This is a genomic window from Nocardiopsis alba, assembly GCF_000710955.1.
GTDB lineage: Bacteria > Actinomycetota > Actinomycetes > Streptosporangiales > Streptosporangiaceae > Nocardiopsis > Nocardiopsis alba.
Map to the genome: position 1 here is coordinate 754,337 of NZ_BAZE01000001.1, position 26,527 is coordinate 780,863.

The window sequence follows — 26,527 nt, forward strand, 5'->3', positions numbered from 1 at the left end:
CGAACCGGTCGGAGACCGACCGGATCGCTTCAGGCCCGGGCCACCTCGCGGCGGACCGGGATGACGGTGGAGGCGTGCTTCGGGCTCTCGGAGAGCACCGAGTCGAGCACCTCGGACAGGCGGGTCAGGTGGGCGCGGACCCACGGCAGGGCCAGCGGGTCACGCGCGGACAGGGCCGCGTAACGACGCTCCTCGGACTCGCCGTAGAGAAGGCTGGTGGCGACCCGCATGCGCAGGGCGTCGGTGCTCTCTCCGAACTCGACCGCGGGCAGGACGCCCATGCCGTACCGCTCCAGCAGCAGGCCTGTGAGCCCGGGGCCGGTGGTCACGCCGTGCAGCTCCGCGAGACGCTCGCGGAGAGGCTCGAAGTCCGGGTAGAGGTAGAAGGCGGCGGTCGGCGCGGCGACCGTGGCACCGGCCCGGGTGAAGACGTCGGTGACGGCGCGGGCCACGATGCCGTGCAGGCGGCGGCTGCGGTCGATGTGGTCGACGAGTTCGTCCGGCTCGGTGAAGGCGTACGACGCGGCCTCCTGGACGGGGGCCGCGGGGCTCGACCAGATCTCGCTGGCCACCCCGAGCAGGCCCCCGCGCAGACGGTGGCCGATCTCGGAGTCCGGCAGGCGCAGGACGCCGATCCGCCAGCCGCCCAGGGCCAGGTTCTTGCTCAGGCCGCTGGAGATGACGGTGCGCTCGGGCGCGTACTCCGCGGGGCTGTGCACGACGACGCGGTCCTCGCCCTCGGGGCCGAGGTGGACCAGGTCGCGGTAGATCTCGTCGGAGATGATGACGAGATCGAGTTCGCGGGCGACCTCGGCGAGGCGGCGGACGGTCTCGGCCGAGGCGACGGTGCCGGTCGGGTTGTCCGGGACGGTGACGACGACGGCGTTGACCGTACGTCCCTGCTCACGGGCGTCGGTGACGGCGGCGTGCAGGAGGTCGGGCTGGGGTACGCCGCCCTGGCCGGTGGCGGTCGGGACCATGATGGGGCGCTGTCCCACCAGGCGGCTCTGCGCGGCGTAGCTGACCCAACTGGGCGCGGCGATGGCGGTGTCCCCACCGATCTCCAGCAGGAGGCTGTAGAGCAGGGGCTTGCTTCCGGGACCGGCGATGACCATGCCGGGGTCGGTCGGCAGTCCCCGACGTTCCCAGTAACCGGCGGCGGCCTCGCGCAGGGCGGCCGATCCGGCGACGGGACCGTAGGCGTTGGCCCCGTTTCCGGCGGAGAGGCGGTCCCGCATGACCGGGTGCACCGGCAACCCGGCCTCCCCGAAGCCGAGCGGCAGAACACGCACCCCCTGGCGGCGCTTGTCGTTGAGAGCTTCGTTGACGGCGAGGGTGGCGGACACAGTGACGGTCATGGACGACTCATCTCCGACTGATCGATTAAGGCGCTGAGCCCCTGTTCGAACCGGTGATCCGCTGGGCGGACGACCTTTGACCCTCACCCTCCCCCGGAATCGCCATCAGTACAAGCGAGTCTTTTCGATGCTGAGCATAAGATGTCCTTATGCTCGATCTCCGTCGTCTCCAATTGCTCCGTGAGTTCAGCGTTCGAGGCACCATCGTCGCGACCGCGAACGCCCTCGGATACACGCCTTCGGCCGTCTCCCAGCAGTTGGCCACGCTCGAACGGGAGACGGGGGTCGCGCTCTTGGACCGCTCTCCGAGAGGGGCCGAACTGACCGACGCCGGGCGGTTGCTGGTCACCCAGGCGGAGGAGATTCTGGCCCTGGTGGAGGCGACCGAGTCCGTCCTCGCCGAACAGGCGGACATCGCTCTGGGGGTGGTGACCGTCACCGCCTTCCCGACCGCCGCGGTGGCCTTCGCCCCCCGGTTGGCTCCCCCGCTCCGGCGACACGAGGGCATGCAGCTCATCCTGCGTCAGACCCTTCTGGCCACCGGCACCCAGAAGGTGCGTTCACGCGAGGTCGACATCGCGATCATCGACGATTGGACCGGGCAGGACCCGGGGCGAGGGCCCGACAGCGGGCTGCGCCACGTCCACCTGTTGCGGGATCCGATGGTGCTGGCGGTCCCGGAGGACCACAGGCTGGCCGACCCGGACGTGCCCTTGGTACTGGACCGACTGTTGGGGGAATCGTGGATCGTGGCCCCGGCGGGAGAGCGTTCCCGATACGGCACGGACTCCCTGTTCTCCGAGGTCGGCGGCCTGCCCGCTGCCACATGGGAGTTCGAGGGGCTGGGCACGATCCTGAGCCTGGTCTCGAACGGGATCGGTATCGCCGCGGTCCCGGCGTTGGCGATGGTGGGCGCGCCGGCGGGGCTGGTCTACCGTCGGTTGCCCTCGCCTCCGGTCCGGCACCTGTACGCGGTGCTGCGACCGGCCTCCCTACGTCGCCCCTCGGTTCGGGTGACCCTGGAGGCGCTCAGGCAGGCGGCGCGGGACGTGGAGGGGGAGATCGACCCTCTGCCCTCCGGAGAGGAGCTCCCCTACTGAGGGGCAGGGCGCACGACATCGAACGCGACGCGTCTCGGAGGACGTGTCACGTTCGACGATCGGGTTCGGGGACGGGCGCCGAGCGCGGCGCCCTCATCCCTCGCCTCCCCGTTTGCGCGCCTTGTCGATCTTCTTGCGAAGTCGGCGACAGACGTGGCGGGCCCGATCCCGATCGTCACGGGCGTTCCACCAACGCGCGTAGACTTCCAGTCTTCGTTTGCGCAGGGACTCCAGTTCAGCCTCCATCCGGCTCACCCGATGTTCCAGGTCGATGCGTTCGCGCTCGAACGACGACATGTCACGCTCGTGGGAACCCGCCTCGCGTTCGGCGCTGTGCAGCCGCTCGTCGAGACCCTCCGTCGCGTTCACGCCCGCGGCGCTCCGGCCGAGGCCTACCTGTCCACTGATGCCTTCGAACCACACAACCTGTGTGTTTCCCGATGTGCCCCAAGATCACCGATGGCTACGCAAAGAATACGGAAAGTGGCCTAAGGTGTGTTTGTCCACTTTCTGAGGAATCCACCGCTTTCAGGCGACCAGAGAACGGTGTGAGGACGCCCTGAGCGTCCCCCGCCCCATCAGACCCTCGTAGACCCGCTCGAAGCGTTCGAGAGAGCGCCGGTGATCGTGGCCCAAGGCCATCTCCCGACTGGCCGCCCCGAACCTCGCCCGCTCCGGGCCGAGCACCGTGACCAGCCGTTCCGCCAACAGAGCGTCGTCGCCCGGCGGGAAGAGGAAGCCGTTGCGCCCCTCCTCCACCAGGTGCGGCAACGCCATCGCGTCGGCGGCCACCACCGGCAGCCCCGTCGACATCGCCTCCAACGTGGCGATGCTCTGCAGTTCGGCCACCCCCGCGATCGCGAACGCGTCCGCCGCCGCGTACACCAACGGCAGATCCTCGTCGGGGACGAAGCCCAGGAAGAACACCCTGTCACCCACACCGAGACCGGCCGCGAGCGCGCGCAGCTCCTCCTCGCACTGCCCCGTCCCCGCCAGGACCAACTGCGCGTCCCGCTCCGGAACGATCCTCGCCAACGCGCGGACCGTGTCGCCGATCCGCTTCTCCTCGTCCAGCCGGCCGACGAAGACCACCGTGTCACGGTCGGGAAGACCGAAACGGAGCCGCGCCCGAGCACGGTCGCGGGGTCGGGGATGGAAACGTTCCAGGTCGATCCCGCACGAGATCGCCTCGACCTCCCGCGCGTATCCCTTCTCCCTCAGGAGTTCGGCGGCGCGCGGGGTCGGCGTGGTCACGTGGTCGGCCTCGGCCGCCACCCGGACCATGTCCCGCCAGGCCGCCGCGCCCGCGACCCGTTGCATCGGCCGCGGCACCCGGGCGTGCGCGTACAGGTTGTCCGGCATGAAGTGGTTGGTCAGCAGGACCGGGATCCCCACCGCGCGGGCCCGACGCAGCGCCGAACGGCTGAGCGTGAAATGGCTCTGGGTGTGGACGACGTCGGGGTCCAGCCGACCGAGGAGACGGGCGATGTGACCGCCCATGCCCAACGGCAGGGCCGCTCTCATGTGCTGTTGGAAGGGGATCGGGGCCGAACGCAGCCGGTGCTCGGTGACCGCCCCGTTCACCGTCACGTAGGGGTCCCCCTCGTCCGAGGGGCAGAGTACGTGGACGTGGTGCCCGCGCTCGGCCAGCCCCTCGGCGAGACGATGGGTGAAGTACCCGGCGCCGTTGACGTCGGGCGGGTAGGTGTCCGAGGCGATGAGCACGTTCAGAGGACGGACGGACTGGGCCATGACGGGCACTCCTTCGTACGACGTGGTCCTGACGTTCGGTCGGGGGTCACCGCGGTCGGTGCCGCCTGGTGACGGTGGTGGTCGCGCGCCCCGGTGCCTCCGGGTTGCGATGTCGGGAACGGGCCAGGCTCACCGTCCCCAGGATCGCCGTGAGCGCGAAGATCCCGGCTCCCACCTGGGCTGCGAGCGTTCCGGGCACCCCTTCTCCGAGCAGGAGGGCCCCGATCCCCACCCCGACCACCGGGTCGGCGATGAGCAGGGTCGCGTAGGCGGCGGCGAAGTGGCCGGTCCGGTAGGCGTTCTGTAGGAGCAGGGCCCCGAAGACCGCGGTCACCACGGCCATCAGGGTGAGCCAGTCGAACAGCCGCAGCGGATCGGTCACGGCCCCGGCGGTGATCACCCGGGCCAGGCCCGAGGTCGTTCCGAGCGCGGCGCCACCCGCCAGGGCCAGGGCGAGCGCCCGAGCCCCGCTGGGCATCCAACGGGCGGTGAGGTAGACGATCGCCCCGAAGGCGATGATGGTGCCGGCCAGCGCCAGACCGGTCCCCGTCGACATGACGGGGGGCCGGGAGCTGTGCGGGAACAGCGACAGCACACCGGCCAGGCCGATCATCACCGCCACGCCCGCGACGATCTGCGAGACGCGGACACGCTGACGGTTGAAGAACGCCGACAGCACGATGGCGAACAGCAGGCCGGTGACCCCGATGGGCTGGATGATGGTGAGCGGGGCTCCACTGAGCGCCACCAGGTGCAGAGAGGCGCCCAGCGCGGCGGCCCCGGTCCCCACGAGCCAGCGCGGTTGGCGCAACAGGTGGAGGAGGAAACCCGCGCGGGCCACCTGTTCCCCCGGAGCCCGGACGGCGTCGCGTTCCTGGAGGGCCGAACCCAACGCCAGACTGAAGGCGCCCACCATGGCGATGAGCACGGACCACACCATCAGCGCCACCGTCCCGCCCCGCTCGGAACGGTCTCCCGCGTTCCCCGCATCCCCGGTACCCCCACCACTCGGTCGCGCCCGTGTCCGACAGAAGAACGGGTATGGCCAGAACAGTACGGTCGGGGCCGTGAGCAGGCGATAACGTCAGCCCCCGTCTCCTCGGTCGTGTCACCCCCACCTCGGAGAGAGGGGTAGACCCGACCACCGGGCGAGGGCGTTCGGCGCGCGATCGCGTTTCGGCGACGCCGACATCGGTCCTCTGTCCCTACGTCTCCCGCAAAAGCCGGTGCGTTAAGAGCCTTTCGGGGTCAAAAGTAGGTATTGGGTAGCCCTAAAAAAGGGACCCTCACGACCGTTAGACGGTGGGGCTGTGCCTCGTTCGGCGAGCGTGACACTATGTCCGGTATTGGTCTAGACCGGATAGGAGCAGTACTCCATGTCTGACAACCCCCGCACCTCACCCATGTCCCTGGTCCCTCTCCCCCGCGAGATCAGGACGGAAGGAGAGGAGGGGCTGGTGCTCACCGCCACCACCCGTCTCTCGGCCGACAACGAGGCCAAGGGCACCCTCTCCTGGCTCCGGCGCGAGCTCGGCGCCGCGACCGGTCTGCCCCTGAACGTCGGCGATGAGGAGGACGCCCGGATCCGGTTGAGCGTCGATCCGACCGCGGGCCTCGGCCGTGAGGGCTACCGTCTGATCGTCGACGGGGAGGGCGCCATCATCGTCGGCAACGACCCCGCCGGTGTCTTCTACGGAGCCCAGACCCTGCGCCAGCTCCTCCCCGTCGACGCCTACCGTGACGCGCCCTTGGGCGAGGAGACCGTCTGGCGACTCCCCGCGGTGCACATCACCGACGCCCCCCGATTCCGATGGCGCGGGGCCATGCTGGACATCGCCCGGCACTTCCAGCCCAAGCGCGAGATCCTGCGCTTCATCGACCTGCTGGCCTTGCACAAGCTCAACGTGCTGCACCTGCACCTGACCGACGACCAGGGATGGCGGATCGAGATCCGTCGCTACCCCCGCCTGACCGAGGTGGGCTCCTGGCGGACCGAGAGCCAGGTCGGCACCTCCAAGCCCCCCGTGTTCGACGGTCGACCGCACGGCGGTTTCCTCACCCAGGACGACATCCGCGAGATCGTGGCCTACGCCGACGCCCGCCACGTCACGGTCGTCCCGGAGATCGACGTGCCCGGGCACTCCCAGGCCGCCATCCACGCCTACCCCGAGCTGGGCGAGGTCGGAGAGATCCCGGTCGGCACGCAGTGGGGCATCTTCGAGGAGGTGCTGGCGGTCACCGACAACGTGCTGGAGTTCTACAAGAACGTCTTCGACGAGCTCATCGAGCTGTTCCCCAGCACCTACGTGCACGTGGGCGGGGACGAGTGCCCCAAGACCCAGTGGAAGAACAGCGAGTCGGCGCAGAAGAGGATCCGGGACGAGGGCCTCGCCGACGAGGACGAGCTCCAGAGCTGGTTCATCCGACAGTTGGACGACCACCTGACCGCCCGGGGCCGGCGTCTGCTCGGCTGGGACGAGATCCTCGAGGGCGGTCTGGCCCCGGGCGCCACGGTGATGTCCTGGCGGGGCGAGGAGGGCGGGATCGACGCCGCGCGCGCCGGCCACGACGTGATCATGGCCCCCACCGCCACCTCCTACCTGGACTACAAGCAGTCCGAGAGCCCCGACGAGCCCGTCCCCGTGGGCACCCTCCTTCGGGTGGAGGACGTGTACGACTCCGGGATCGTCCCGTCCGGTCTCACCGAGGAGGAGACCGAGCACGTGCTGGGCGCCCAGATGAACCTGTGGAGCGAGCACGTCGACAACGCGCGCCGGCTCGACTACATGGTCTTCCCGCGGCTGACCGCCTTCTCGGAGAAGGTGTGGTCCTCCCACGAACGCGACTACGCCGCCTTCGAACCGCGTCTTCGGGAACACCTGCGCCGCCTGGACGCGGCGGGGGTGGAGTACCGCCCCTTGGACGGTCCTCGTCCCTGGCACACCCGTCCCGGTGTGTACGGCTGGGGCTACTCCCCCGACGGTGAGGCGCCCGAGCAGGGCCACGACCGGGCCTGAGCCCGCGCGGGGGCGGTGCGAGCGCACCGCCCCCGTCTTCGGCCGCGGGAGGCTCAGAAGTAGGTGGCGATGACGTCGACCACCCGGTCCTCGTCATCGACGACCGGGATGATCCGCCAACGGTCGAAGGCCGTGCACGGGTGGGAGATCCCGAAGGAGACCAGATCCCCCGGGCGCAGGGCGGTACCGGAGGACACCTCGAGGTAGGCGTGGTGGTCGTTGAGCCCCACCACCTCGATCCCCTCCGCCGGCACGGTCTCCCCGTCCACGCGGCGTACCACCCGGGGGATCGGATACCCCTGGTCGTGGTTGGCCTCGCGGCGGCCCATCCCGGCGATCGCCAGGCCCTCCTCCGGGACCGAGGTGATCTGCGCCCACAGTTCGAGGGCGCCGGCGAGGGCCTCCGGACCCTCGGGAAGACGGTTGTAGGGGGTCGTGCGCCGGTAGAGCCCGTCGTCGTGGGCGACGTAGGCGCCACTGCGCAGGATCGGGACCACGTCCTCGCGGCCGCCCAGGGCGTCGGCGACCAGGTCGAACCAGGCGCTGCCGCCGACGGAGAGCACCGGCCGTTCCAGACCGTGCTCCCCGGCCAGGGCCGACGCGTCTTCGAGGAGATCGTCCAGGAATCCCCGCACGCCCTCGGCGTCGCCGAGCTGTCCCTCGTAGCCCGCGACCCCGGCGAGCTCCAGTCCCGGCGCGTTCACGACCTCGCGGGCGATCGACAGTACGCCCTCGCGTGTCCGTCGCCCCGTACGGCCGCCGGGGGTCCCCCGTTCGACCAGCACCCGGAGCGGGCGGCCGTTCTCGCGCGTGACTCCGCCGGGCGCCGAGGCCTCCGAGGCGATCGCGACGCCCTCCGAGGAGTCGACGTAGAAGAGGAACTCGAAGTCGGGATCGGCGTCGAGCTCGGCGACCGCCCAGCTCAAGGCCTTGGGGTCGAGCAGCTCGTTGGCGACCAGGATCCGACTCACCCCGAAGCCGCGGAAGGCCAGTGCCTGGCCCGCGGTGGCCGCGGTGATCCCCCAGGCCCCCGCCTCGATCTGACGCCGGGTGATGACCGGCGACATCGCGGTCTTGCCGTGCGGGGCGAACAGCAGACCGCGCTCCCGGGAGAAGTCGGAGAGCGCGGAGAGGTTGCGGTCCAGGTCCGAGGCGCGCAACACCATGAGCGGCCAGGTGAACGGCCCGGTGAACAGATGATCCCGACGAGAGGCGAACTCGTCGAGGGTGATGGGATCCCTCGGCCACCACAGGCCCTTGGTGTGCCGGTCGATGTACTCCTCGGGGACGGACAGCCGGTCGCTCACGTGGTCTCCGCTTCCTGGCCGGCCCGGTTCCGGAAGGTGCCGTTCGGGCTCCTCCGGAACCGGGTGCTGAGGTTCGTTCCGGCACCGATCATCGCACCGACGTCGAGAGCCGTCGGAGACCGGGGCCACCGGATCGATCCTCGCCCCACGACCGGGGCGGAAGGAGCGGCTAGTCCTCGTCCTGCCCCTGATCGTCGTCGTTCTCGTCCTGGCCCTGGTCGTCCTCCGTCGACCGCTCACGCTCGGCGAGGAACTCGTCGATGACGTCCCGGCCCACGGCGGGGAAGTCGGTGATGAACCCGTCGACCCCGGTCTCCAGGGTCCGGCGCATCTGCTCGGGGTCGTTGATCGTGTACGGCATGATCTCCAGGCCCGCCTCGTGGACGGCGGACACGTAGTCGGCGTCGACGTCCTTGTAGGAGGGGTTGATCATGCGGGCCCAGGAGTGCTCCTCGATCCGGTCCACGGGGACCAGGCCGAGCAGACCGTGCGGAACGGAGGGCAGCAGCTCCTGCGACAGCTCGGTGGACTCCCAGTCGAAGCTCTGCACCACGAGGCGGTGCGGCTCGTCGGGCGAGTCGGGCATCAGCCAGTAGGGGCTCCGCGCCAGTTCGTCCGCGATCCGCTTCTCGATCCCGGGGTAGAGCTCGGGGGCCTTGATCTCCAGGAGCAGGTTCATCTCGTGTTCCTGGAGGCGGTCCAGGACCTCGCGCAGGTCGGGGACCGGTTCGCCCGTGTACTCGGGCCCGAAGGAACTTCCGGCGTCGAGGCGGCGGATCTCCTCCATCGTGAAGTCGCCGACGTCGTAGGGCGCCCGGCCGGGGAAGACCTCGGCGACGTCGGTGGTGCGTTCGAGCGTGGTGTCGTGCATGATGACGAGCTCGTCGTCCGCGGTGAGCTGGACGTCGACCTCGACGGTCTCCGCGCCGAGCCGGTCGGCCTCGTCGATGGCCGCGAGGGTGTTCTCGGGCGCGGTGCCCGAGGCCCCCCGGTGGGCGACGGCGATGATCGGGCGGGACGAGGGCTCGGAGTCGAGTCCGACGCGCTGCGCCCCGGGGCCGGCCGAACCGGTGGTGGTCGGTGTGGTCGTCTCACGTTCCTGCGGAGCGAGAGCGGACGTGGTCGCGAGAGCGGGGCTCGCGAGAACGGACAACGAGAGTGTTGTGACTCCGACGATGAAACCGATGCTCTGGTGCACCGGGCCTCCCATATTCGCGTGGACTGGCCGACTGCACCCTTCAGGGTGAGCGCGCCCGGTGACCTGTCGGTGACCGTGCGCGGAGCAGTCGGTGATCCGCCGCCCATCTTCTGGTGGCCGAAACCACCATGACCGACGAATCTCACCCTATGTATGCCTTTGGCTACTTCATGTCCGATTTTTGACTACAAGCCCTTCGATAAACACGGAGGGTCTTGAAAAAATCACTAGCAGTAGTCGATGGGAAGGAACACGCATGCGCAAGCACCACAAGAGGTGGGTCGCGCTCCTCGGCGCCGCCGCGATCTCGACCTCGGGTCTGGTCGGCCTCGCCGGAACGGCGGCGGCGGACGACAGGGACGCCCAGGCGTTCGCCTGGCCGATGATCGAACAGGGGACGTCCTCGTACAGCATCGACGGGTACGAGATCGGCTACCTTCCCCCGGAACTGGGCGACTACGGCATCAACGCCACGTCCACGACGGACCGTCACGGGGACCGGGAGTCACGTGTCTCGTGGGTCCGAGGCCCCGACCAGCTCTACGCCCGGGTCGGGATCCTGCGCTCCGAACGCGTCCAGGACCTGGAGGACCTCCGGGAGAGCCGCTACAGCCACCTGTCCAAGGACTCGTTGGAGGCGCTCCCCGAGAGCGAGACGTTCCCGAGCGGGGCCTATCTGTCCGAGGGGACCGGCGACCTCTTCTGGGTCGAGGAGCCGGGCATCGCCGTCACCACGCATCTGCGCCCCGAACTGTGGGATCGGGCCGAACTGCTGCGGATGGCCGAGGCGGTCGCCCCGTTGGACGACGGCGCCGCGATCGAGAACGTCCCCGCGACGACCGAGGAACCCGCGGCCGAGACCGTCACCGTGGAACCCGTGACCGAGGAGGCCGCCGCGGAGGCCGTGTCCGAGGAGGTGTCGGTGGAGGAGACCCCCGCCGAGGAGGCCGCCGCTCAGGAGACCCCGGCCGGGCCCGCCTCCGGTCAGGGGGAGGTCGAGACCTCCGCCGAGGAGGGCACCGCCGCCGAGGAGGCGGTGAAGGAGGAGGCCCCCGCCGAGCAGGCCCCCGCCGAGGAGACCGCCGTCGAGGAGGGCCAGGCCGAGGCACCCACCGAGGAGGTCGCCGAAGAGGCGCCCGCACAGGAGGGGGCCACCGAGGTGGCGGCCCCCGAGGCCCCGGCCGAGGAGAGCGTCTCCGAGGGCGTCGGGCTCCCCGAAGGCGTCACCTCGCGTGAGGTGAAGACCTGTCTGATCGAACGCTTCGTCGACCTCGACACCGGGGAGAGCCGACTCGACCGGTCTCGGATGACCCCCACCGCCGAGCGGTACCTCGACGAGGCGTTGGCCGCGAAGCCCTTGGACGACACCGGCCGCGACCGTCTGCTCGCCACCGTCTGGTACTACGGCGACGAGGGCGACAAGGTCGCGGCGACCGACGATTGCGCCCAGCGGTTCTCGCTTCGGGACGAGGAGGTCGAGGGCGTGCTCGGCCAGGTCTCCGACCTGATCGCCGGGATGGTCCGCGACGCGGAGGAGGTGGCCTTCGGTTCGGAGGAGACCACCGAGGAGGCCCCGGCCGAGGCGCCCGTCGAGGAGGTCGCCCCCGAAGCGACGGACACCGCCGATGGCGCCGAGGGCACGACCCGGGAGAGCGCGGAGCAGGAGAGCCCCGAGCTCGTCATCGACCCGATCGGCGCGGCCGAGTGGAACGAACTCCTGGACTCACTGCCCTGGAGCCTTCCGAGTACGACCCGCTAGGACGGAGGGAGCGATCTCCCGTCCGATCGATCGGCCCGGGGTCGGCGCGTACCCGCCGGCCCCGGGTTCTCTTCGTCCACTCCCCACCCCTCTCCCCCCAGAACCTCCCATTCGCCCTCAATTCACCAGAACTCATGCTGTACCGTCACCCTCGTCCGATCGGCACGCCCCGCCCCGATGGTCCGGCCATCCCCCATCCCACAGGAGGACGAGTCCATGTCCGGTTTCACCACACGACCCCAACTCCGCGGCGACTTCGGCATGATCGCCTCCACCCACTGGCTGGCCAGCGCCACCGGCATGTCCGTCCTCGAACGCGGCGGCAACGCCTTCGACGCGGCCGTCGCCGCGGGCTTCACCCTCCAGATCGTCGAACCCCACCTGAACGGCCCGGGCGGTGAGGTCCCGATCATCTTCCAGGCGGCCGGCCGTGCCCCCCGCGTGCTCTGCGGCCAGGGCGTCTCCCCCGCCGCCGCGACCATCGAGGCCTTCGCCGGCCGGGACCGCATCCCCGGCAGCGGTGTTCTGGCCGCCACCGTCCCCGGCTCCTTCGACGCCTGGATGCTCCTGCTCCGCGACCACGGCACCATGAGCGTCCGCCAGGTCCTCGACCACGCCATCGGCCTGGCCGAGCGCGGCTACCCCGTCCTCCCCCGGATCGCCGCGGCGATCGAGAACCTCCGCCCGGTCTTCTCCGAACACTGGACCGGATCCGCCTCCGTCTACCTGCCGCACGGCGTCCTCCCCACCGCCGGATCCCGCCTGAACAACCCCCTGCTCGCCGCCACCTACCGGCGGATCGTCGCCGAGGCCGAGGCCGCCGGCGGCGACCGCGAGGCACAGATCGACGCGGCCCGCCGCGCCTGGTCCCAGGGGTTCGTGGCCGAGGCCGTCGGCGCCTTCCTCGCCAAGCCCGTCGTCAACGGCCGCGGAGAACCCGAACGGGCCCTGCTGACCGCGGCGGACATCGCCGACTGGAGCGCGTCCTACGAGGCCCCGGCCTCCGTGACCTACGGCCACCACACCGTGCACAAGACCGGCCCTTGGGGTCAGGGCCCCACGATGCTCCAGCAGCTCCGCATGGCCGAGGTCCTCGGCCTCGGATCCGACGTACGCGAGGGGGTCGGTGTCGACTTCGTGCACGGGGTCACCGAGGTCGCCAAGCTCGCCTTCGCCGACCGTGAGGGCTGGTACGGCGACCCCGACTTCGTCGACGTCCCGATCGACGGGCTGTTGAGCTCCGGGTACGCCGAGGAGCGCGCCCGTCTGGTCGACCGGGAACGCAGCCTTCTCGACCCGCGTGCGGGCTCCCCCGACGGCCGTCCGCCCTTCGACGCGCCGCTTTACCTGGCCGACGAGACCCCCGGGGACCGCACCACCGGTGAGCCCACCGTGCGCAACGCGGCCATCGGCTCGCCCACCGACCACCGCGGCGACACCTGCCACGTGGACGTCGTGGACGCCGACGGCAACATGGTGTCGGCGACCCCGAGCGGCGGCTGGCTCAGCAGCTCCCCGGTCATCCCCGAGCTCGGCTTCCCGCTCGGTACCCGCGCCCAGATGTTCTGGCTGGACCCGGCCTCGCCCAACTCCCTCGCCCCGAGGAAGCGGCCTCGGACCACCCTGTCGCCCACCCTGGTCACGCGCGAGGACGGTCAGGCGGTCCTGGCCATCGGCACTCCCGGCGGCGACCAGCAGGACCAGTGGACGACCACCGCGCTGCTGCGCGTGCTCAACGGGGTGGACGACCTCCAGGAGGTCCTGGACACCCCGATGTTCCACACCAACGCCTTCGCCAGCTCCTTCCACCCGCGCGAGACGATCCCCGGGGACCTGACCGTCGAGCCCGGCATCGGCGAGGAGAACATCGAGGAGCTCCGTCGACGCGGCCACCGCGTCCAGGTCGCCGCCCCCTGGTCCCTGGGTCGTCTGGCCGCCGTGGCCCGCGACCCCGAGACCGGTGAACTGCGCGCCGCCGCCGACGCGCGCGTGATGCAGGGGTACGCCGCCGGACGGTGAGGCCATGAGGCCCGGTGCTCCCCCGCCGGGCCTCTCCCGGCGTCTCGCCGAGGACCGCGTTCCACGTCGGTCGTGCCCGGGAGGAACGGTGCTTTGGGGTGACTTGAGGCGCCGTGCGCGCCTTGGTCGGACCTCTTGCCAAATCGTCCGGTCACTGCTTACCTAGACCCTGTGCCAAGGCGCCCCCGGCGATCGCCGATCGTGGTGCGCCCTCACAACTCCATACCACCAACACAGGGTTGACGACCGCTGTCTCCCCCTCCCTCAGCGGTGACCCTGTCTCCCCTCCTGACCGAGGCCTGCCTTCCCCTCCCGGCGGTTGTTCGGACAAGGAGAAGACGGGCCGCGGTGCCACCGGAAGGTGACACCGCGGCCCGTCTCCGTTCCACCCGGTCAGGTCTGGACGCGCACCGCGCCCGCGTAGTTCTCGGTCCGGACCGGGGTGACCCGGACGTCCAGGCCGGTCCTCGGGGCCTCCAGCATCTGGCCGTCGCCGAGGTAGATGGCCACGTGCGAGATGTAGTCGGGCGCCGTCGGGTCCGAGCGCCAGAAGATGAGGTCTCCCCGCCGAAGGTCGTCCCACTCCACCCGGGGGCCCGCGTTCCACTGGTCGTGGGTGACCCGCGGAATGCTCACGCCCGCCTCGGCGAAGGCCCACTGGAGCAGCCCCGAGCAGTCGAAGCCCACGTTCGGGGTGGTGCCGCCCCACACGTAGGGCACGCCCAGCTGGCTCTCCGCCTTGGCGATGACCTGCTCGATCACGCTGGGCGGTACGACGTCGCCGTCCTCCAGCGGCTCGGGGGCGTCCGCCACGAGCTGGAGCTGGGTGTCCTCTCCGAGGGCCTCGCCCAAGGCCTCGTGCAGTTCCCACAGGTCGGCGTCGGGCGCCGAGATGATCAGGGCGTTGCCCTCGGGCATACCGAGCTCGCGTGCGCGCTCGCGGGAGACCAGCGCGTCGATCCCGGCGATACCCGAGGTGGCGTGGGTCCACACCTCCATGGGCACCCGACCGTGGGCCCCTGCGAGGGTGACGTCCCCGCCGACCTCGAGCTCGCGCTCGGTGCCCGCGTCCTTGGACAGGGCGATGTGGCCTTCGGCGACGCCCTGCCAGACCTCGTCGGACTCGGCCGAGGGACGAGGTGCGTGGTTGCGGAAGGTGGAGGGGTTCACCCCCAGCACGGAGGTGGTCTCCCCGTCGAGGGCGACGCGGGCCGCGTCGACGGTCAGGACGTTCTCCACCCCGGAGACCCGACGGACCTCGTCGACCGCCTCACGGGGCAGGGGTGCGTCGGAGACCGCGAAGTACTCGACGGAACGGGCCTCCTTATAGGGGGCCACGTAGGTGTCGCCGCGAAGTTCGTCGACGTCGGCGACGTCCGGCGACTCACTCGCCTCGGCGGCGATCCGGGGCTGGGAGCCACTCGGCACGCCATCGTCGAGAGAGGTCTGGTGGGACGGTGGGGGCCTGTCGTCGATCACGGGTTCGGCCAGGGCCGGGGATGCCCCGAAGGCCGTGAAGGCGACCGCCAAGGCGGCCGTGGTGCCCGCACACGTTCTGAGACGGTTCCGCACGGGGGTCGATCACCCTTTCTGCGACCGCGGCGCGCGGGGGAAGCGCTGCGGCACACGGCCCTCGGTTGAAGTGTTCGCGTCCCAGAATGAGCGCACCCGGCCCCGTTTTCAAGAATCCCACGCCGTCCGATATCGGACGTCTACCTTTCGTCCAGGTGACGGATGGGAGAACGCATCGGGCTCTCGCCTCCGATCAGGTCTTCGCGTAACAGTCGGTGACCGAGATGTCGAGGGGGAAGCGCACCGGGGTGTCACCGAAGAGGGTCGTACGGGTGAGGGTCTCGGCCCGATGGATCGCCCGGACCGTCTCCTCCGCCAGTTCCTCGGGAACGTGGAGGACGACCTCGTCGTGAACGAAGAAGACGATCCCGCAGCCCTCGGGCATCGATGGCGACTCCTGACGTAGTGAGGCCAGCAGCACCAGGGCCCACTCCGCCGCGGTGGCCTGGACGACGAAGTTCCGGGTGAAGCGGCCGTGGGCGCGACGTCGCCGCTCTCCGTCCGCGCGCGCGATCGTGGCCGTCCAATCGCTCGGCGCGGGGGAGGTCCGTCCGAGCCAGGAACGGACGATGCCGCCGCCCTCTCCGGTCCGGGCCGCGGCGTCCACGTAGCCCAGGGCCCTCGGGTACAGACGCCGCATCGTGGCCAGCAACGGCGCGGCGTCGCCCGAGGTCTGTCCGTACATGGCGGAGAGCATCCCGATCTTCGCGCGTTCCCGGTCGTCCCCCACGTGCGCGGCCAGGCGGGCGTACAGGTCCTCCTCCGCCGCGGCCTCCGCCAGGGCGCGGTCCCCCGAGACGGCCGCGAGGACCCTCGGTTCGAGCTGCCCGGCGTCGGCGCGGATCAGGAGCCGTCCCGGGTCCGCCCGGACCGCGCCCCGAACCGCTTTGGGGATCTGTAGGGCTCCGCCGCCCCGGGTGGCCCAACGTCCCGAGACGACACCGCCCACGACGTAGTCGGGACGGAACCGGCCCGTTCTCGGCCCGTCGGGGTGTTCGGGGTCGCGCCTCTCCTCGACCCAGGTCTCCAGCCAGCTCCACCCGTTGGCCGAATGGAGTCGGGCGAGTTCCTTGTACCTCAGCAGGAGTGGGACGACGGGGTGATCGATCCGCTCCAGCACCCAGGATCGGGTGGACTCGACCGGGTGCCCCACCCAGGCCATGGCCCTCAGCACCTGGGCCGGCGAGTCGGGGTTGACCTCGTGCCCCACCACCTCGCCGATCCGAGCGGCCAGTTCGGCCAGGACACGGGGACGCTGCCCGGCGGGAGGCCGGGGGCCGAGGATCTCGGTGAGGATCCGGTCGTGGACGTCGGGTCGCCAGGGAAGGCCGTCGTGACTCATCTCCACCGCCGCCAGCGCCCCGGCCGACTCGACCGCGACGAGGAGCGAGAACCGAGCTGGGGCGGGCGATTCCGCCACACGCTCGCGTTGCCCACGATGGACCTCGATGAGCGCGTCGAGCCGGTCCGTGCCGGGCGGCAGGGTGGAACGGTCGGCCTCGAACAGGGTCGGCTGGGCCGTCGTCCCCTCTCCCGACCGTCGCACGGGATCGTCGGGGACGGCGAGGTCATGGGCCCGGGCCCAGGCCGCGCCCAGCGAGCGCGGTTCGCCGTGCCGGGCCGCGTGCCCGAGCAGGAGGGCCTCGGTGAGCTCGACGTCGTGGCAACGGCGCACCCGTACCCCGGCCCGGACCAGCTCCGGGTAGACGTCCTCGGCGGCCGCCCAGATCCAGCGCGGCGGTTCCCCCGCCTCTCCCTCGATCCGGCCGACCTCGGCCGCCAGGTCGTCCACGTGACGGGCCGGGCCGACCGGCGCACCGCCGTCGAGCTCCCTCAGCCGGCCTCCACCCTCCCCGTCGGGGACCACCGCGATACGCATACCGCCAGTCTCCTCCTCGGGTACGACGAACGGGAGGAGACCCGCGACGAACATCGCCCCCTGGTCACGCGGCCACGCGAGGCGACCGTCCCACCCGGAGGGCTCTCTCCGGGCGGGGCGGCGGTCGATCAGCGTCCGGGGCGCACGACGTTGGAGAGCGCCTCGCCCTTCGCCCACCGGGCCAGCTGCTCGTCCATGAAGGCGCGGGCCCGCGGGTAGAAGGCCGCCGAACCGCCCGCCACGTGCGGGGTGAAGTACACGCCGGGCGCCTCCCAGAGCGGGTGTTCGACCGGCAGCGGTTCGGGATCGGTGACGTCCAGCGCCGCACGGATCCGCCCGTTCTCGGCGATCAGGGCCTCGGTGTCCAGAACGGGGCCGCGCCCGACGTTGACGACCAGGGCGTCGTCGCGCAACAGGGAGAACTCGCGCCGACCGAACAGGCCGCGGGTGGCCTCGGTGAGCGGGGTGACCAGGACGACCACGTCGACCTCCGGCAACAGCGCGTGCAATTCGTCCACGCCGTGCACGTCCTCGTCCGGCCGTGCCCGCCCGGCGACCCGGACCACCTCGGTCTCGAACGGCAGCAGGCGCCGTTCGATCGCCCGGCCGATGCTGCCGTATCCGACGATCATCACCCGGGAGTCGGCCAGGGAACGCTGCGGACTCGGGGTCCACCGACGTTCGCGCTGGTCGATCGCCCACCGCGGCAGTTCACGCTGCGCGGCGAGGATGAGAGCGAGCGTGTGCTCGGCGGTACTGGCGTCGTGCAGCCCCCGCCCGTTGCACAGGGTGACGTGGTCGGGCACCAGGTCGAGCACCTGCTCGTACCCGGCCGAGACCAACTGGAGGACGCGCAGTTCCGGCATTCGGCCGATGATGTCCAGCCGTTCGTCCACTCCTTGGGTGGAGGGGACGTAGGGCACCTGGTAGAAGGTGACGTCCTCCAGTTCGGCCGGAGCCGGCCCTCCGGCGTACAGGTCGACGTGGAGCGAGTCGGGAGCGTTGTCCCTGTTCTGTTCCCACTGCACCAGTGCTCGGCCGCCCATGACGTGCGTCCTCCCTCGGTATTGGTCCGTGTCACGCGACACCCTAGACGCTCACCTCGGCGCCGACCTCGACCGGGAGGGTTCCGAGGCCGGTCAGACCCCGTGGACCCGGCCGGAGACCGCTCCGAACCGGGCCAGTTCGTAACAGGCGACGGCCGCGGCGGCCGTCACGTTGAGGGAGTCCACGTCGCGGTCGGCCATCGGGATGTGCACACGTGAGGTCGCCCGCTCCAGCCAGCGCGCGGACAGCCCGTCGCCCTCGGTCCCCAGCAGCAGGCCCACCTTGGCGTCGGGGGCCAGTCGCCCCATCGCCTCCGCCAGGGGCAGGGAGCCCTCGCCCGGTGTGAGGGCCATCAGGTCGAAACCGGCCTCGCTCAGGGTGTCCAGTCCGCCGTACCAGTCGCCGAGCCGGGTGTAGGGGAGGGTGAAGACCGACCCCATGGAGACCTTCACCGAGCGCCGGTAGAGCGGATCGGCGCAGCGCGGGGCCAGGATCACCGCGTCCACGCCCAGCCCGGCGGCGCTGCGGAAGATCGCGCCCACGTTGGTGTGGTCGACCAGGTCCTCCAGCACCACGATCGCGCGCGCCCCTTCCAACACCTCGTCGAGAGAGGGCAGGGGCTTGCGGTGGTAGGCGGCCAGGGCACCGCGGTGCAGGTCGAAGCCGACCAGGCGTTCGGCGGTCTCCTCGGAGACCACGTACAGCGGTGCCTCGGTGGCGGCGACCACGTCGTCCAGGGCCTCGGCCCGACGTTCGGTGAGCAGGAAGCTGCGCGGAACGTAGCCGGCGGTGGCCGCGCGGCGGATCACCTTGTCGCCCTCGGCCATGAACAGGCCGTGTTCGGCCTCCAGGTGGCGGCGCAGATTGACGTCGCGCAGACGGGTGTAGTCGGCCAGACGGGGGTCGGCGGGGTCACTGACCCTGATGACGTTCATGGTCGTCGATTATCCCGACCCGCTCGCCCCCGCCGCACGTCGGCGGCCCCTACTCGTTCTCGAACCGGTCGGTGACGGAGGTCAGACGCTGCCAACGGGCCTCTTCGCAGGAGCCTCGACGCGAGAGGGTGGTGTCGATCTCGCGGCCCTCCCACGTGCCCTCGATGACGGCCTGTTGGGGGCCGTACACCTTGTCGGTGCACACGGTGCCGTCCCGGACCTCGGAGAACAGGGTGTCGGCTCCGGGGTCGTCCTCGGGGTCGATCTCCTCCTCGTCCTCGGGCGGGACCGAGGCGGTGGGATCCCCCGCCGTGCCCTCCGCGGCCTCGGCCAACGCGGCGCAGGCCTGCGGATCCCCCTCCGGATCCCCCTCGCACTCCAGGGTCTGGACCCAGGCGTGGTGTCGGTCGATCACCTGAACACGCAACGAACCGACCGGAGCCCTGGTCTCGGGCTCCTCGGCGCTCGGCTCGATGACACTGCCGAGCACCTCGGGGCTGGAGGCGTTGGCCGCCTCCACGTCCTGGGGCGGCAGCATCGACGGGCCGACGAACACGGCGTAGGTCACCGCGCCGAGGCAGCAGGCTCCGGCCAGCAGAGCGGTTCCGGGCCCGCCTCGGCCGCGTCGATCACTGTGCGAATGGGACATGCCAAAACCCTCGGGGGTCGGTTGGTCGCGAGGGTTCCGTGGAGGGCACCCCCGCCACTGCGGGGCATCCGCAAAGCGGACGTCAAGTATCGGTCAAACGCTGACCGGGGGCCAATGGTATCCGTGAGCGGGGACCGCCATCCGACATACGCCGTAACAAAGCGGTCACCGGACGCCTACGGGGGCGGCGATGTGAGCGGTACCACCCGTCCCCTTCCACTCTCCCATTACCAACAAGTAAGGTCCGGTGGAGGAATCGGTCGTTCGTGATGATCGTTCGTCTTCACACCTTGTGGGACGCCGCTCATGGGACGACGGTTCGTTCCCTTCCTTCCGCGGGTGCCGGGCGCCGCGACCCGCGGCCACCCCTTGAACCCGGCCCGAAACCCCCGCCCGGGGCCGGAATCGTCACACCCGGAGTGCCCGTGTCCACTGGACGTCATCGTCTCGCCTCACCGGCCGCCGCCACCACGCGCAAGGCGGTGCGGTCGCCCCTGGGAATCACCGCGATCGTCGTCGCCCTCATCGCCACGGCGGCGATCGCCGTGCCGGCCGGTCTGAACGCGCTCGGCTGTGGAGAGACCCGCTACCTGCGCGTGTCCACCACCCAGAGCGTCGCCCCCGTCCTTCGGGAGGCCGCGACCGAGTTCAACTCCGACGACCCCTCCTACGGCGGCACCTGCGTGTACGCACAGGTCGACGAGATAGCCCCGCACCGGATCATGGACTCCCTGTCCGGGAACCGGCCGGGCGACTCGACCATCACCCCGCACGTGTGGGTCCCCGAGTCCTCCGCCTGGGTGGAGCTGGCCCGGGTCTCGTCGGGCGGAGCGCACGGCATCGAGACCGATCCGCCCTCGCTGGCCTCCTCCCCCGTCGTCCTGGCCGCTCCGCCCGACGCCGAGGGCATGCCCGCCCAGGACGACGCCGACTGGACCCTGCTCCTTCCCGGTGAACGCGACCCCGACCGTCCCGTCGTGATGGTCGACCCCAACCGCGGCGCCGACGGCATGACCGTCATGCAGGCCGTGCGCGCACACCTGGGCACCGGCGACGACGCCGACACCGCCATGACCGACTTCGTACGCGACGTCCAACTCGACTCGACCTTCGGAGAGATCGACCTGACGTCCGTCTTCACCGGATCGGCGGCCGCCCGGGATCGCACCGCCCCCGTCATCGCCGTCCCCGAGCAGGCGGTGGTCTCCTACAACCTGCGTCGCGCCGATTCGGCCCCCGAACTCCAGGCGTACTACATCGGCGACGGGACGGTCTCGCTCGACTACCCGTACGTGACCACCACCGACGACTCCGCCCTCGGTTCGGCCGCCGCCGACCTGTACGAGGTCGTGCGCGGCGACGAGTACCGGGACCGGTTGCGCGAACTCGGCTTCCGAGACCCCGGTGGCGAGGCGTCGTCACTGTTGGCCTCCCAGCCCGGAGTCATCGCCGCGGCGCCGCCCACCCACGAGGACCTGACCGGGGACGCGCTCCTGGCCTCGATCACCGACTGGAACCGGCTGTCGATGCCCAGCCGCACCCTGGTGCTGGCCGACGCCTCCGCCGGCATGGCCGAGAACCTCGACGGGGGGCTCCCCCGCATCGAGATCGCCAAGCGGGCCGCGCTCCTGGGCCTGTCCCTGTTCCCCGACGAGACCGACATGGGCCTGTGGCTGATGGCGGAGGGCTATGGACCGAGCGGACGGGACAAGGCCGCGGACATGCACCCGCTGGGTGCGGCGGACGACGGGGACGTCACCCGCCGTCGGGAGATGGTGGACGTCGCCGAGAACCTGGAGGTCGAGGGCGGCGGCTCCCGTCTGTACGACAACATCCTGGCCGCCTACGACGAGGTGCAGGCCGGATACCAGGAGGACAAGATCAACAGCGTCATCCTGTTGACCGCCGGCCAGGACGAGGGCTCCAGCGAGATCTCCCACGAGGAGCTGGTCGCCGCCCTCCAGGACCGCTTCGACCCCCGCAGGCCGGTCACGATGTTCATCATCGGGTTCGGAGACGGGGCCGAGGAGCGGGAACTGGCCGCGATCGCCCGGGCCACCAGCGGTTCGTCGTTCGTCACCGACGACCCCGACGAGATCGGCGACTTCTTCCTGAGCTCGATCTCCCGGCGCCTGTGCGTGCCCGACTGCGACAACTGAGCCCTACCCCTCCCCCTGTACCCGCTCACCCCCTTGTACGACCCCGTGCGTACACCACCCAGTGAGGAAAGCTGTGGGACGTCACCGCGGAAAGCACACAGAAGAACCCGCCGAACGAGGCCGCCGACGAGGCCGCGGCGGCGCGATCGCCGCTCTGGCCGCCGCGTCGGCGATCGTGATCGTCATCGCCGCCGCGGGCGTGTACATGTTCGGTAAGGGCGACGGCTGCGGCGGTTCCGACCTGACCCTGGACATCGCGGTCAGCCCCGAACTGGGGCCGGCCCTGGGCGACGTGGCCGACGACTTCAACGCCGAGGAGCACACCGTCGACGGCGACTGCGTACGCGCCTCGGTACGGGAGATCGACTCGGCCAACGTCGCCTTCGGCATCACCGGGGCGGGCGCCACCATGGGCGAGACCGAGTCCGACGTGTGGATCCCGGACTCCTCGATGTGGACCCGTATCGTCCAAGGGCAGGCCGGGGACGCCGTCGTCACCGAGACCGGCACCTCCGTCGCCCGCACGCCCCTGGTCGTCGCCGAGCGCGCCGACCTCGCCGAGGCCGACGACGCCCCCACCACCTGGATGGACGTCGTCCCCACGGACGCCCCCGGCGAGGAGGACGGGCGCACGGTCCGCGTGGTCGACCCGGCCCGCAGCTCCAGCGGTCTGGGCACCCTCCACCTGCTGCACGGGGCCCTCGAGGGGACCGGCTCCGACGCCGACACCTTCAACGCGAGCATGACCGCCGCCCTCCAGTCGTTGCACAGAGGGGCCTCCGCCGACGAGGAGGCCGCCTTCCTCGCCCTGAGCGGCGGCGGCGAGTCCGCCTCTCCCGTGATGGTGATGTCCGAACAGGCCGTGTGGCGCTACAACTCCGTCCACGGCGACGCGCCCGCGCGCGCCGGTTACCCGGACGAGGGCACCTACTACCTCGACTATCCGTACATCGTGCGCAGCGAGGACAGCGCGATCACCCGCGCCGCCGAGATGTTCCGGACGGCGGTGCGTTCCGAGTCGGCCGCGGACCGTCTACTGGCCGAGGGCTTCCGCGGCCCCGAAGGGGAGAGGGACCCCTCCGTCCTGACCGAGGAGGCCGGGTTCCTCCCCGAACCGCGTGATGAACTCTCCTCCCCGTCGGAGAGCTCCATCGAAGACCTGATCCGTTCCTGGAACCAGCTCAAGATGGACTCCCGGGTCCTGACCATCGTCGACATCTCCGGGTCGATGCTGGCCGAGGTCCCCGGAACGGGGCTGACCCGGATGCAGGTGGCCGGCGCCGCCTCCGCCGAGGGGCTCCAGATGTTCTCCGACAGTTCCGAGTTGGGCCTGTGGGAGTTCTCCACCAACGTCAACGGCGACCTCCACCACCAGGAGATCGCCCCGGTCCGTGAGCTCCAGGCGACCGACGGATCGGGGAACGAGCATCGTGACGTGCTGGCCTCCGCGCTCCAGAACCTGGAACCGCTGCCCCAGGGCGACACCGCGCTGTACGAGACCTACCTGGCCGCCTATCAGGAGATGTCCCGTACCTACCGGCCGGATCGCACCAACGTGATCCTGATGCTCACGGACGGGGACGACGACAACCCCGGTGGGATGGAGCTGGACGAACTGCTCTCCCAACTCGACTCCCTCTCCAGCCCCTCACGGCCCATCCCCATCATCACGATCGCCTTCGGTCCGGACGTACGGAACCTGGAACCCCTCCAGGAGATCGCCGCCTCCACGGGAGGCGCCGCCTACATGACCGAGGACCCCACCGAGATCGGCGACATCTTCCTCCAGGCGTTCTCGTTGCGGATCGCCGACACCGAGGACGACCGGGACTGACCCACGCGCCTCCTCCCCGGGCCGGGACGCGGACACCACCGCGTTCCGGCCCTTCTCCGTTCCCCGCGAAGGCCGACCGTGACTCTCGGGTGCGTGGGGCGGAACAGAAGGTGACATGAACCTCACCAACGCACCAAAGGCTCTGGACTTCTCCCCCGGGGGTGGCGTACCACGGGAGGGAACCGCGATCCGGGCCCCTTCAGCGCTCCCGCCCCGGATCCCCCGCCTCGAAACCGGTGTGACCGGATGGGAGAGTGCCATGGCCAAGGTGTGGATGCCCGGTGCCGAGAGGATCGACGGCGGGACCTCCCGAACCGCCGCGGGGGCCGGTGCCCCCCGTGCCGTCTGGACGGTGACCGGATCCGATCCGAGGACCCGATCGGCACGCGAGGAGGCACTCAGACTGATCCGCGAAGGCCGGACCACCCACCTGGTGTGGAACCCGGTGAGCGGAGAGATCGTCCAGCTCCTGGCCGCCACCCGACGCGGCGCTCTCCCCTTGGGCGGCACCCCGCTGGAACGGCGCCTCCTCGACCACGGGGACGAGGGACGTGTGTGCCTCGTGGTGGCCGTGGTGGCCACCGAGCCGGAACCGTTCACCGACGGTCCCATGGTCGGCCTGGACCCTCTCCTGGCATGGCTGGACTCCTGGGGGGTCTCCAGACACTGGCCCGCCGGAGCCCCCGGACGGCGGAACGGACGGCGCCCCACACGCCAGGAGACCACCCGGGCCTGGTCCCGAGGCGGCCACTTCGGCCATGACCAGGTCCCGGGATCGGTCTCCACCGCACCGGGACACATCAGTCCGGAGCGCGTGGCCACGGGGGAACGGGTGATCGCGCGGGTCCCCGAGAGCTCTCCGGCCTCCGGAGAGCATCCGGAGCACAACTCCCTGTTACAGGACGGACACGAAAAGAGAGACGTGGACCTCTCGAACCACCGTCGGCTCAGCGAATCGGATACCACTGGTTAAGTGCGGTACCGAAACCCCTTAGTCTGTCGGCCATGGGTGGATCTATCGAGCCGGGTTGGTATGCGGACCCGCAGGGCGACGCGCAAACACTCAGATGGTGGAACGGTGAGGAGTGGACGCGGCATACCCGTTCACTGAGCGAGCTCCAAGGCGGGGCCGAAGACCCCGAGGACGAGCTCCCGACCACCGACCTGAGCGGTCGGGGCGGAGGCGCTCTCTCCGGCGAGGACGAACTCCCCACCGCCGACCTGAGCGCTCACAAGGGAGGCACGGCCCCCGACGACGATGACGAGGGAACGGTCCGGCTGGGCCCCTCCGCCCCCGGGGCCCCGAGCGCCCCAGAGGACGAGCACGGCACCATCCGCATCGACCCCTCCCGACAGAACGACCCCTCCCTTCGGCGATCCCCCACGTCCCCCGCCCCCGCCCCGGTGGAGGACGAGCCGAGCACCATGCGCATCAGCCCCTCCTCGTGGGGGTCCGACCCCGATGACGAAGAACCGACCGCCGACCTGAGCGGCGCCGGCGCGACCATCCGGGTCGACCCCTCCGACCTGCCCGGCCGAGCCGCCCCGGCCCCCTCCCCCTCGACGGACGACGACGAGGAGCCCACCGCGGACCTGAGCGGCGCGATCGGGGACACCCCCCGCACCGCCGTCTTCAACCCGGACCGGATCGGCGACGCCCCGCGTACCGCCGTCTTCGAGCCCGGCCCCGCCGAACAGTCGCCCGGCGGCACCGCGATCTTCGACCCGAACCAGATCGGGGAGACCCCCCGCACCGCCGTCTTCGACCCGAACGCGGGCGCGAACACCGGCGCCCCCTCCCCCGGAGGCACCGCGATCTTCGACCCCTCCGACCCGATGTTCTCGGGCGGCGCGGCCGAGGGCTCCGACGCGGAGGACCAGAAGGGCGGCAAGTTCAACAAGTTCCTCGGCAACCTCAAGGAGGGCTGGGCGGACCTTTCCGAGGAGCGCAAGGAACAGCGGCGCCAGGCCGAGGCCGAGGCCGCGAAGAAGCGCGAAGAGGAACGGGTCCGCAAGGAGGCCGAGGCGGCCGAGCAGGCCGAAGAGGCCCGAAAGCGCGCGGAGGAGGAACGCGAGCGGGCCGAGGAGGCGCGCAAGAACGCTCCCGAACAGCCGAGCGCCCCGGAGGGCTCCGCCGGTTCCCCGCCCGCGGCGTGGACCCCGCAGAACCCGGGTCAGGCCGGCGGACCGCAGCCGGCCTCCGGTCCGCAGCCGGGCCAGGCCCCCGCCTTCGGTCAGCGACCGCCGTCGGAACCGCAGCAGGCACCGGTCTTCGGGCAGCAGCCCCCGTCCGGCCCCCAGCAGGCGCCCTCCCCAGGCCAGCAGCCACCTTCGGGACCGCAACAGGCGCCCTCCTTCGGGCACCGGCCCCCCGCGCCCCCTCAGCAACCCCCGGTGGCCCCTCACCAGCCTCCATCCGGCCCCCAGCAGGCGCCCGTCTACGGTCAGCGTCCTCCGGCGGGCCCGCCTCCCGGCTACCCGCCGCGGGGTTTCGCCCCCCAGGGGCAGCCCCCGCATCAGCAGTTCGGCGCTCCGCCGCCCCAACAGTTCGGTCCGCCTCCCGGCCGGCCTCCGGGCCCGCCGCAGGGCCCGCCTCCGGGTTTCGGCCCGGGGCAGCCCCACATGGGAGGCCCCCCGCACGGAGGCCCGGGGCACCCTCAGGGCCCGATGGGCGGCCCCCATGGCGGTCCGCCGCCCGGCGGCCCCCAGTGGGGCGGCCCGGCGGGACCCCATGGTCACCCCTACGGTCCTCCCCAGCAGCAGCCGCCGAAAAAAAAGAAGCGCGGATGCGGATGCGGGTGCTTCACCCTCATCCTGATCGTGCTGATCCTCGGGCTGCTGGGCTACCTCCAGCTCTCGGGGACGTGGGACTGGATGTACGACATCTTCGCCGTCCACATCTGATGGTCCGGCGGTGACGCTCCGACGAAGGGGGTGGTGGG

General features: G+C 71.0%; 19 protein-coding genes. 8 read left to right on the plus strand and 11 right to left on the minus strand.

What is annotated here, in order from left to right:
• Positions 1-29 precede the first annotated feature (29 nt).
• Complete coding sequence (locus TR33_RS03170) at positions 30-1,358, minus strand: pyridoxal phosphate-dependent aminotransferase (RefSeq protein WP_014911662.1); 1,329 nt, start codon at positions 1,356-1,358, stop codon at positions 30-32.
• Between the two features lie 149 nt (positions 1,359-1,507).
• Here TR33_RS03170 and TR33_RS03175 point away from each other — a divergent pair, with 149 nt between their 5' ends.
• Entirely contained in the window at positions 1,508-2,458 is a 951-nt protein-coding gene (locus tag TR33_RS03175; RefSeq protein ID WP_014908420.1) for a LysR family transcriptional regulator, read from the plus strand.
• 93 nt (positions 2,459-2,551) lie between these two features.
• Here the strand turns inward: TR33_RS03175 and TR33_RS03180 are convergent, their stop codons facing one another.
• From TR33_RS03180 to TR33_RS03190, 3 genes are all read right to left on the minus strand, one after another.
• Entirely contained in the window at positions 2,552-2,881 is a 330-nt protein-coding gene (locus TR33_RS03180; RefSeq protein ID WP_014910970.1) for a hypothetical protein, read from the minus strand.
• Positions 2,882-2,986: 105 nt separating this feature from the next.
• Positions 2,987-4,210 carry a glycosyltransferase gene (locus tag TR33_RS03185; RefSeq protein WP_042281209.1) on the minus strand — a complete coding sequence of 408 codons (1,224 nt, stop codon included), beginning with the start codon at positions 4,208-4,210 and terminating at the stop codon, positions 2,987-2,989.
• A gap of 46 nt (positions 4,211-4,256) precedes the next feature.
• On the minus strand, positions 4,257-5,150 hold the full coding sequence (locus TR33_RS03190; protein WP_199806091.1) for a DMT family transporter: 894 nt from the start codon (positions 5,148-5,150) through the stop codon (positions 4,257-4,259).
• Positions 5,151-5,586: 436 nt separating this feature from the next.
• Between TR33_RS03190 and TR33_RS03195 the strand changes: the two genes are divergently transcribed.
• Positions 5,587-7,227, plus strand: a complete 1,641-nt coding sequence (locus tag TR33_RS03195) for a beta-N-acetylhexosaminidase (protein WP_042281214.1) — start codon at positions 5,587-5,589, stop codon at positions 7,225-7,227.
• Between the two features lie 53 nt (positions 7,228-7,280).
• On the opposite strand, the gene TR33_RS03200 is transcribed toward TR33_RS03195, so the two are convergent.
• Both TR33_RS03200 and TR33_RS03205 read right to left on the minus strand, forming a co-directional pair.
• The gene (locus TR33_RS03200; protein ID WP_042281216.1) at positions 7,281-8,534 is read right to left on the minus strand and encodes a type III PLP-dependent enzyme domain-containing protein; all 1,254 of its coding nucleotides are present in this window, start codon (positions 8,532-8,534) and stop codon (positions 7,281-7,283) included.
• Positions 8,535-8,703: 169 nt separating this feature from the next.
• Positions 8,704-9,744, minus strand: a complete 1,041-nt coding sequence (locus TR33_RS03205) for a glycerophosphodiester phosphodiesterase (protein ID WP_042281218.1) — start codon at positions 9,742-9,744, stop codon at positions 8,704-8,706.
• Between the two features lie 244 nt (positions 9,745-9,988).
• Here TR33_RS03205 and TR33_RS03210 point away from each other — a divergent pair, with 244 nt between their 5' ends.
• Together TR33_RS03210 and TR33_RS03215 are read left to right on the plus strand one after the other, a co-directional pair.
• A complete protein-coding gene (locus TR33_RS03210; RefSeq protein ID WP_042281220.1) occupies positions 9,989-11,491 on the plus strand; it encodes a hypothetical protein in 1,503 nt (500 codons plus the stop codon).
• A 216-nt stretch (positions 11,492-11,707) separates the two neighbouring features.
• Positions 11,708-13,510: a gamma-glutamyltransferase family protein gene (locus TR33_RS03215; protein ID WP_042281222.1), complete on the plus strand. Its 1,803-nt coding sequence runs from the start codon at positions 11,708-11,710 to the stop codon at positions 13,508-13,510.
• Between the two features lie 393 nt (positions 13,511-13,903).
• On the opposite strand, the gene TR33_RS03220 is transcribed toward TR33_RS03215, so the two are convergent.
• From TR33_RS03220 to TR33_RS03240, 5 genes are all read right to left on the minus strand, one after another.
• Positions 13,904-15,082: a C40 family peptidase gene (locus TR33_RS03220; protein WP_017534252.1), complete on the minus strand. Its 1,179-nt coding sequence runs from the start codon at positions 15,080-15,082 to the stop codon at positions 13,904-13,906.
• A gap of 193 nt (positions 15,083-15,275) precedes the next feature.
• Positions 15,276-16,961 (minus strand): bifunctional 3'-5' exonuclease/DNA polymerase, encoded by a 1,686-nt coding sequence (locus TR33_RS03225; protein WP_042281311.1) that lies wholly within the window; start codon positions 16,959-16,961, stop codon positions 15,276-15,278.
• Between the two features lie 128 nt (positions 16,962-17,089).
• Entirely contained in the window at positions 17,090-18,007 is a 918-nt protein-coding gene (locus tag TR33_RS03230; protein ID WP_017534253.1) for a 2-hydroxyacid dehydrogenase, read from the minus strand.
• A gap of 93 nt (positions 18,008-18,100) precedes the next feature.
• A complete protein-coding gene (locus TR33_RS03235; protein WP_017534254.1) occupies positions 18,101-18,943 on the minus strand; it encodes a TrmH family RNA methyltransferase in 843 nt (280 codons plus the stop codon).
• A 49-nt stretch (positions 18,944-18,992) separates the two neighbouring features.
• The gene (locus tag TR33_RS03240; RefSeq protein ID WP_042281224.1) at positions 18,993-19,592 is read right to left on the minus strand and encodes a hypothetical protein; all 600 of its coding nucleotides are present in this window, start codon (positions 19,590-19,592) and stop codon (positions 18,993-18,995) included.
• Positions 19,593-20,017: 425 nt separating this feature from the next.
• Here TR33_RS03240 and TR33_RS03245 point away from each other — a divergent pair, with 425 nt between their 5' ends.
• The 4 genes from TR33_RS03245 to TR33_RS27370 all read left to right on the plus strand — a co-directional run bounded on the left by TR33_RS03245 (position 20,018) and on the right by TR33_RS27370 (position 26,489).
• A complete protein-coding gene (locus tag TR33_RS03245; RefSeq protein ID WP_042281226.1) occupies positions 20,018-21,751 on the plus strand; it encodes a substrate-binding domain-containing protein in 1,734 nt (577 codons plus the stop codon).
• A 73-nt stretch (positions 21,752-21,824) separates the two neighbouring features.
• Positions 21,825-23,585, plus strand: a complete 1,761-nt coding sequence (locus TR33_RS03250; protein ID WP_042281229.1) for a substrate-binding domain-containing protein — start codon at positions 21,825-21,827, stop codon at positions 23,583-23,585.
• A gap of 259 nt (positions 23,586-23,844) precedes the next feature.
• Positions 23,845-24,558: a hypothetical protein gene (locus tag TR33_RS03255; RefSeq protein WP_042281230.1), complete on the plus strand. Its 714-nt coding sequence runs from the start codon at positions 23,845-23,847 to the stop codon at positions 24,556-24,558.
• 32 nt (positions 24,559-24,590) lie between these two features.
• Positions 24,591-26,489: a DUF2510 domain-containing protein gene (locus TR33_RS27370; RefSeq protein WP_042281232.1), complete on the plus strand. Its 1,899-nt coding sequence runs from the start codon at positions 24,591-24,593 to the stop codon at positions 26,487-26,489.
• Positions 26,490-26,527 lie beyond the last annotated feature (38 nt).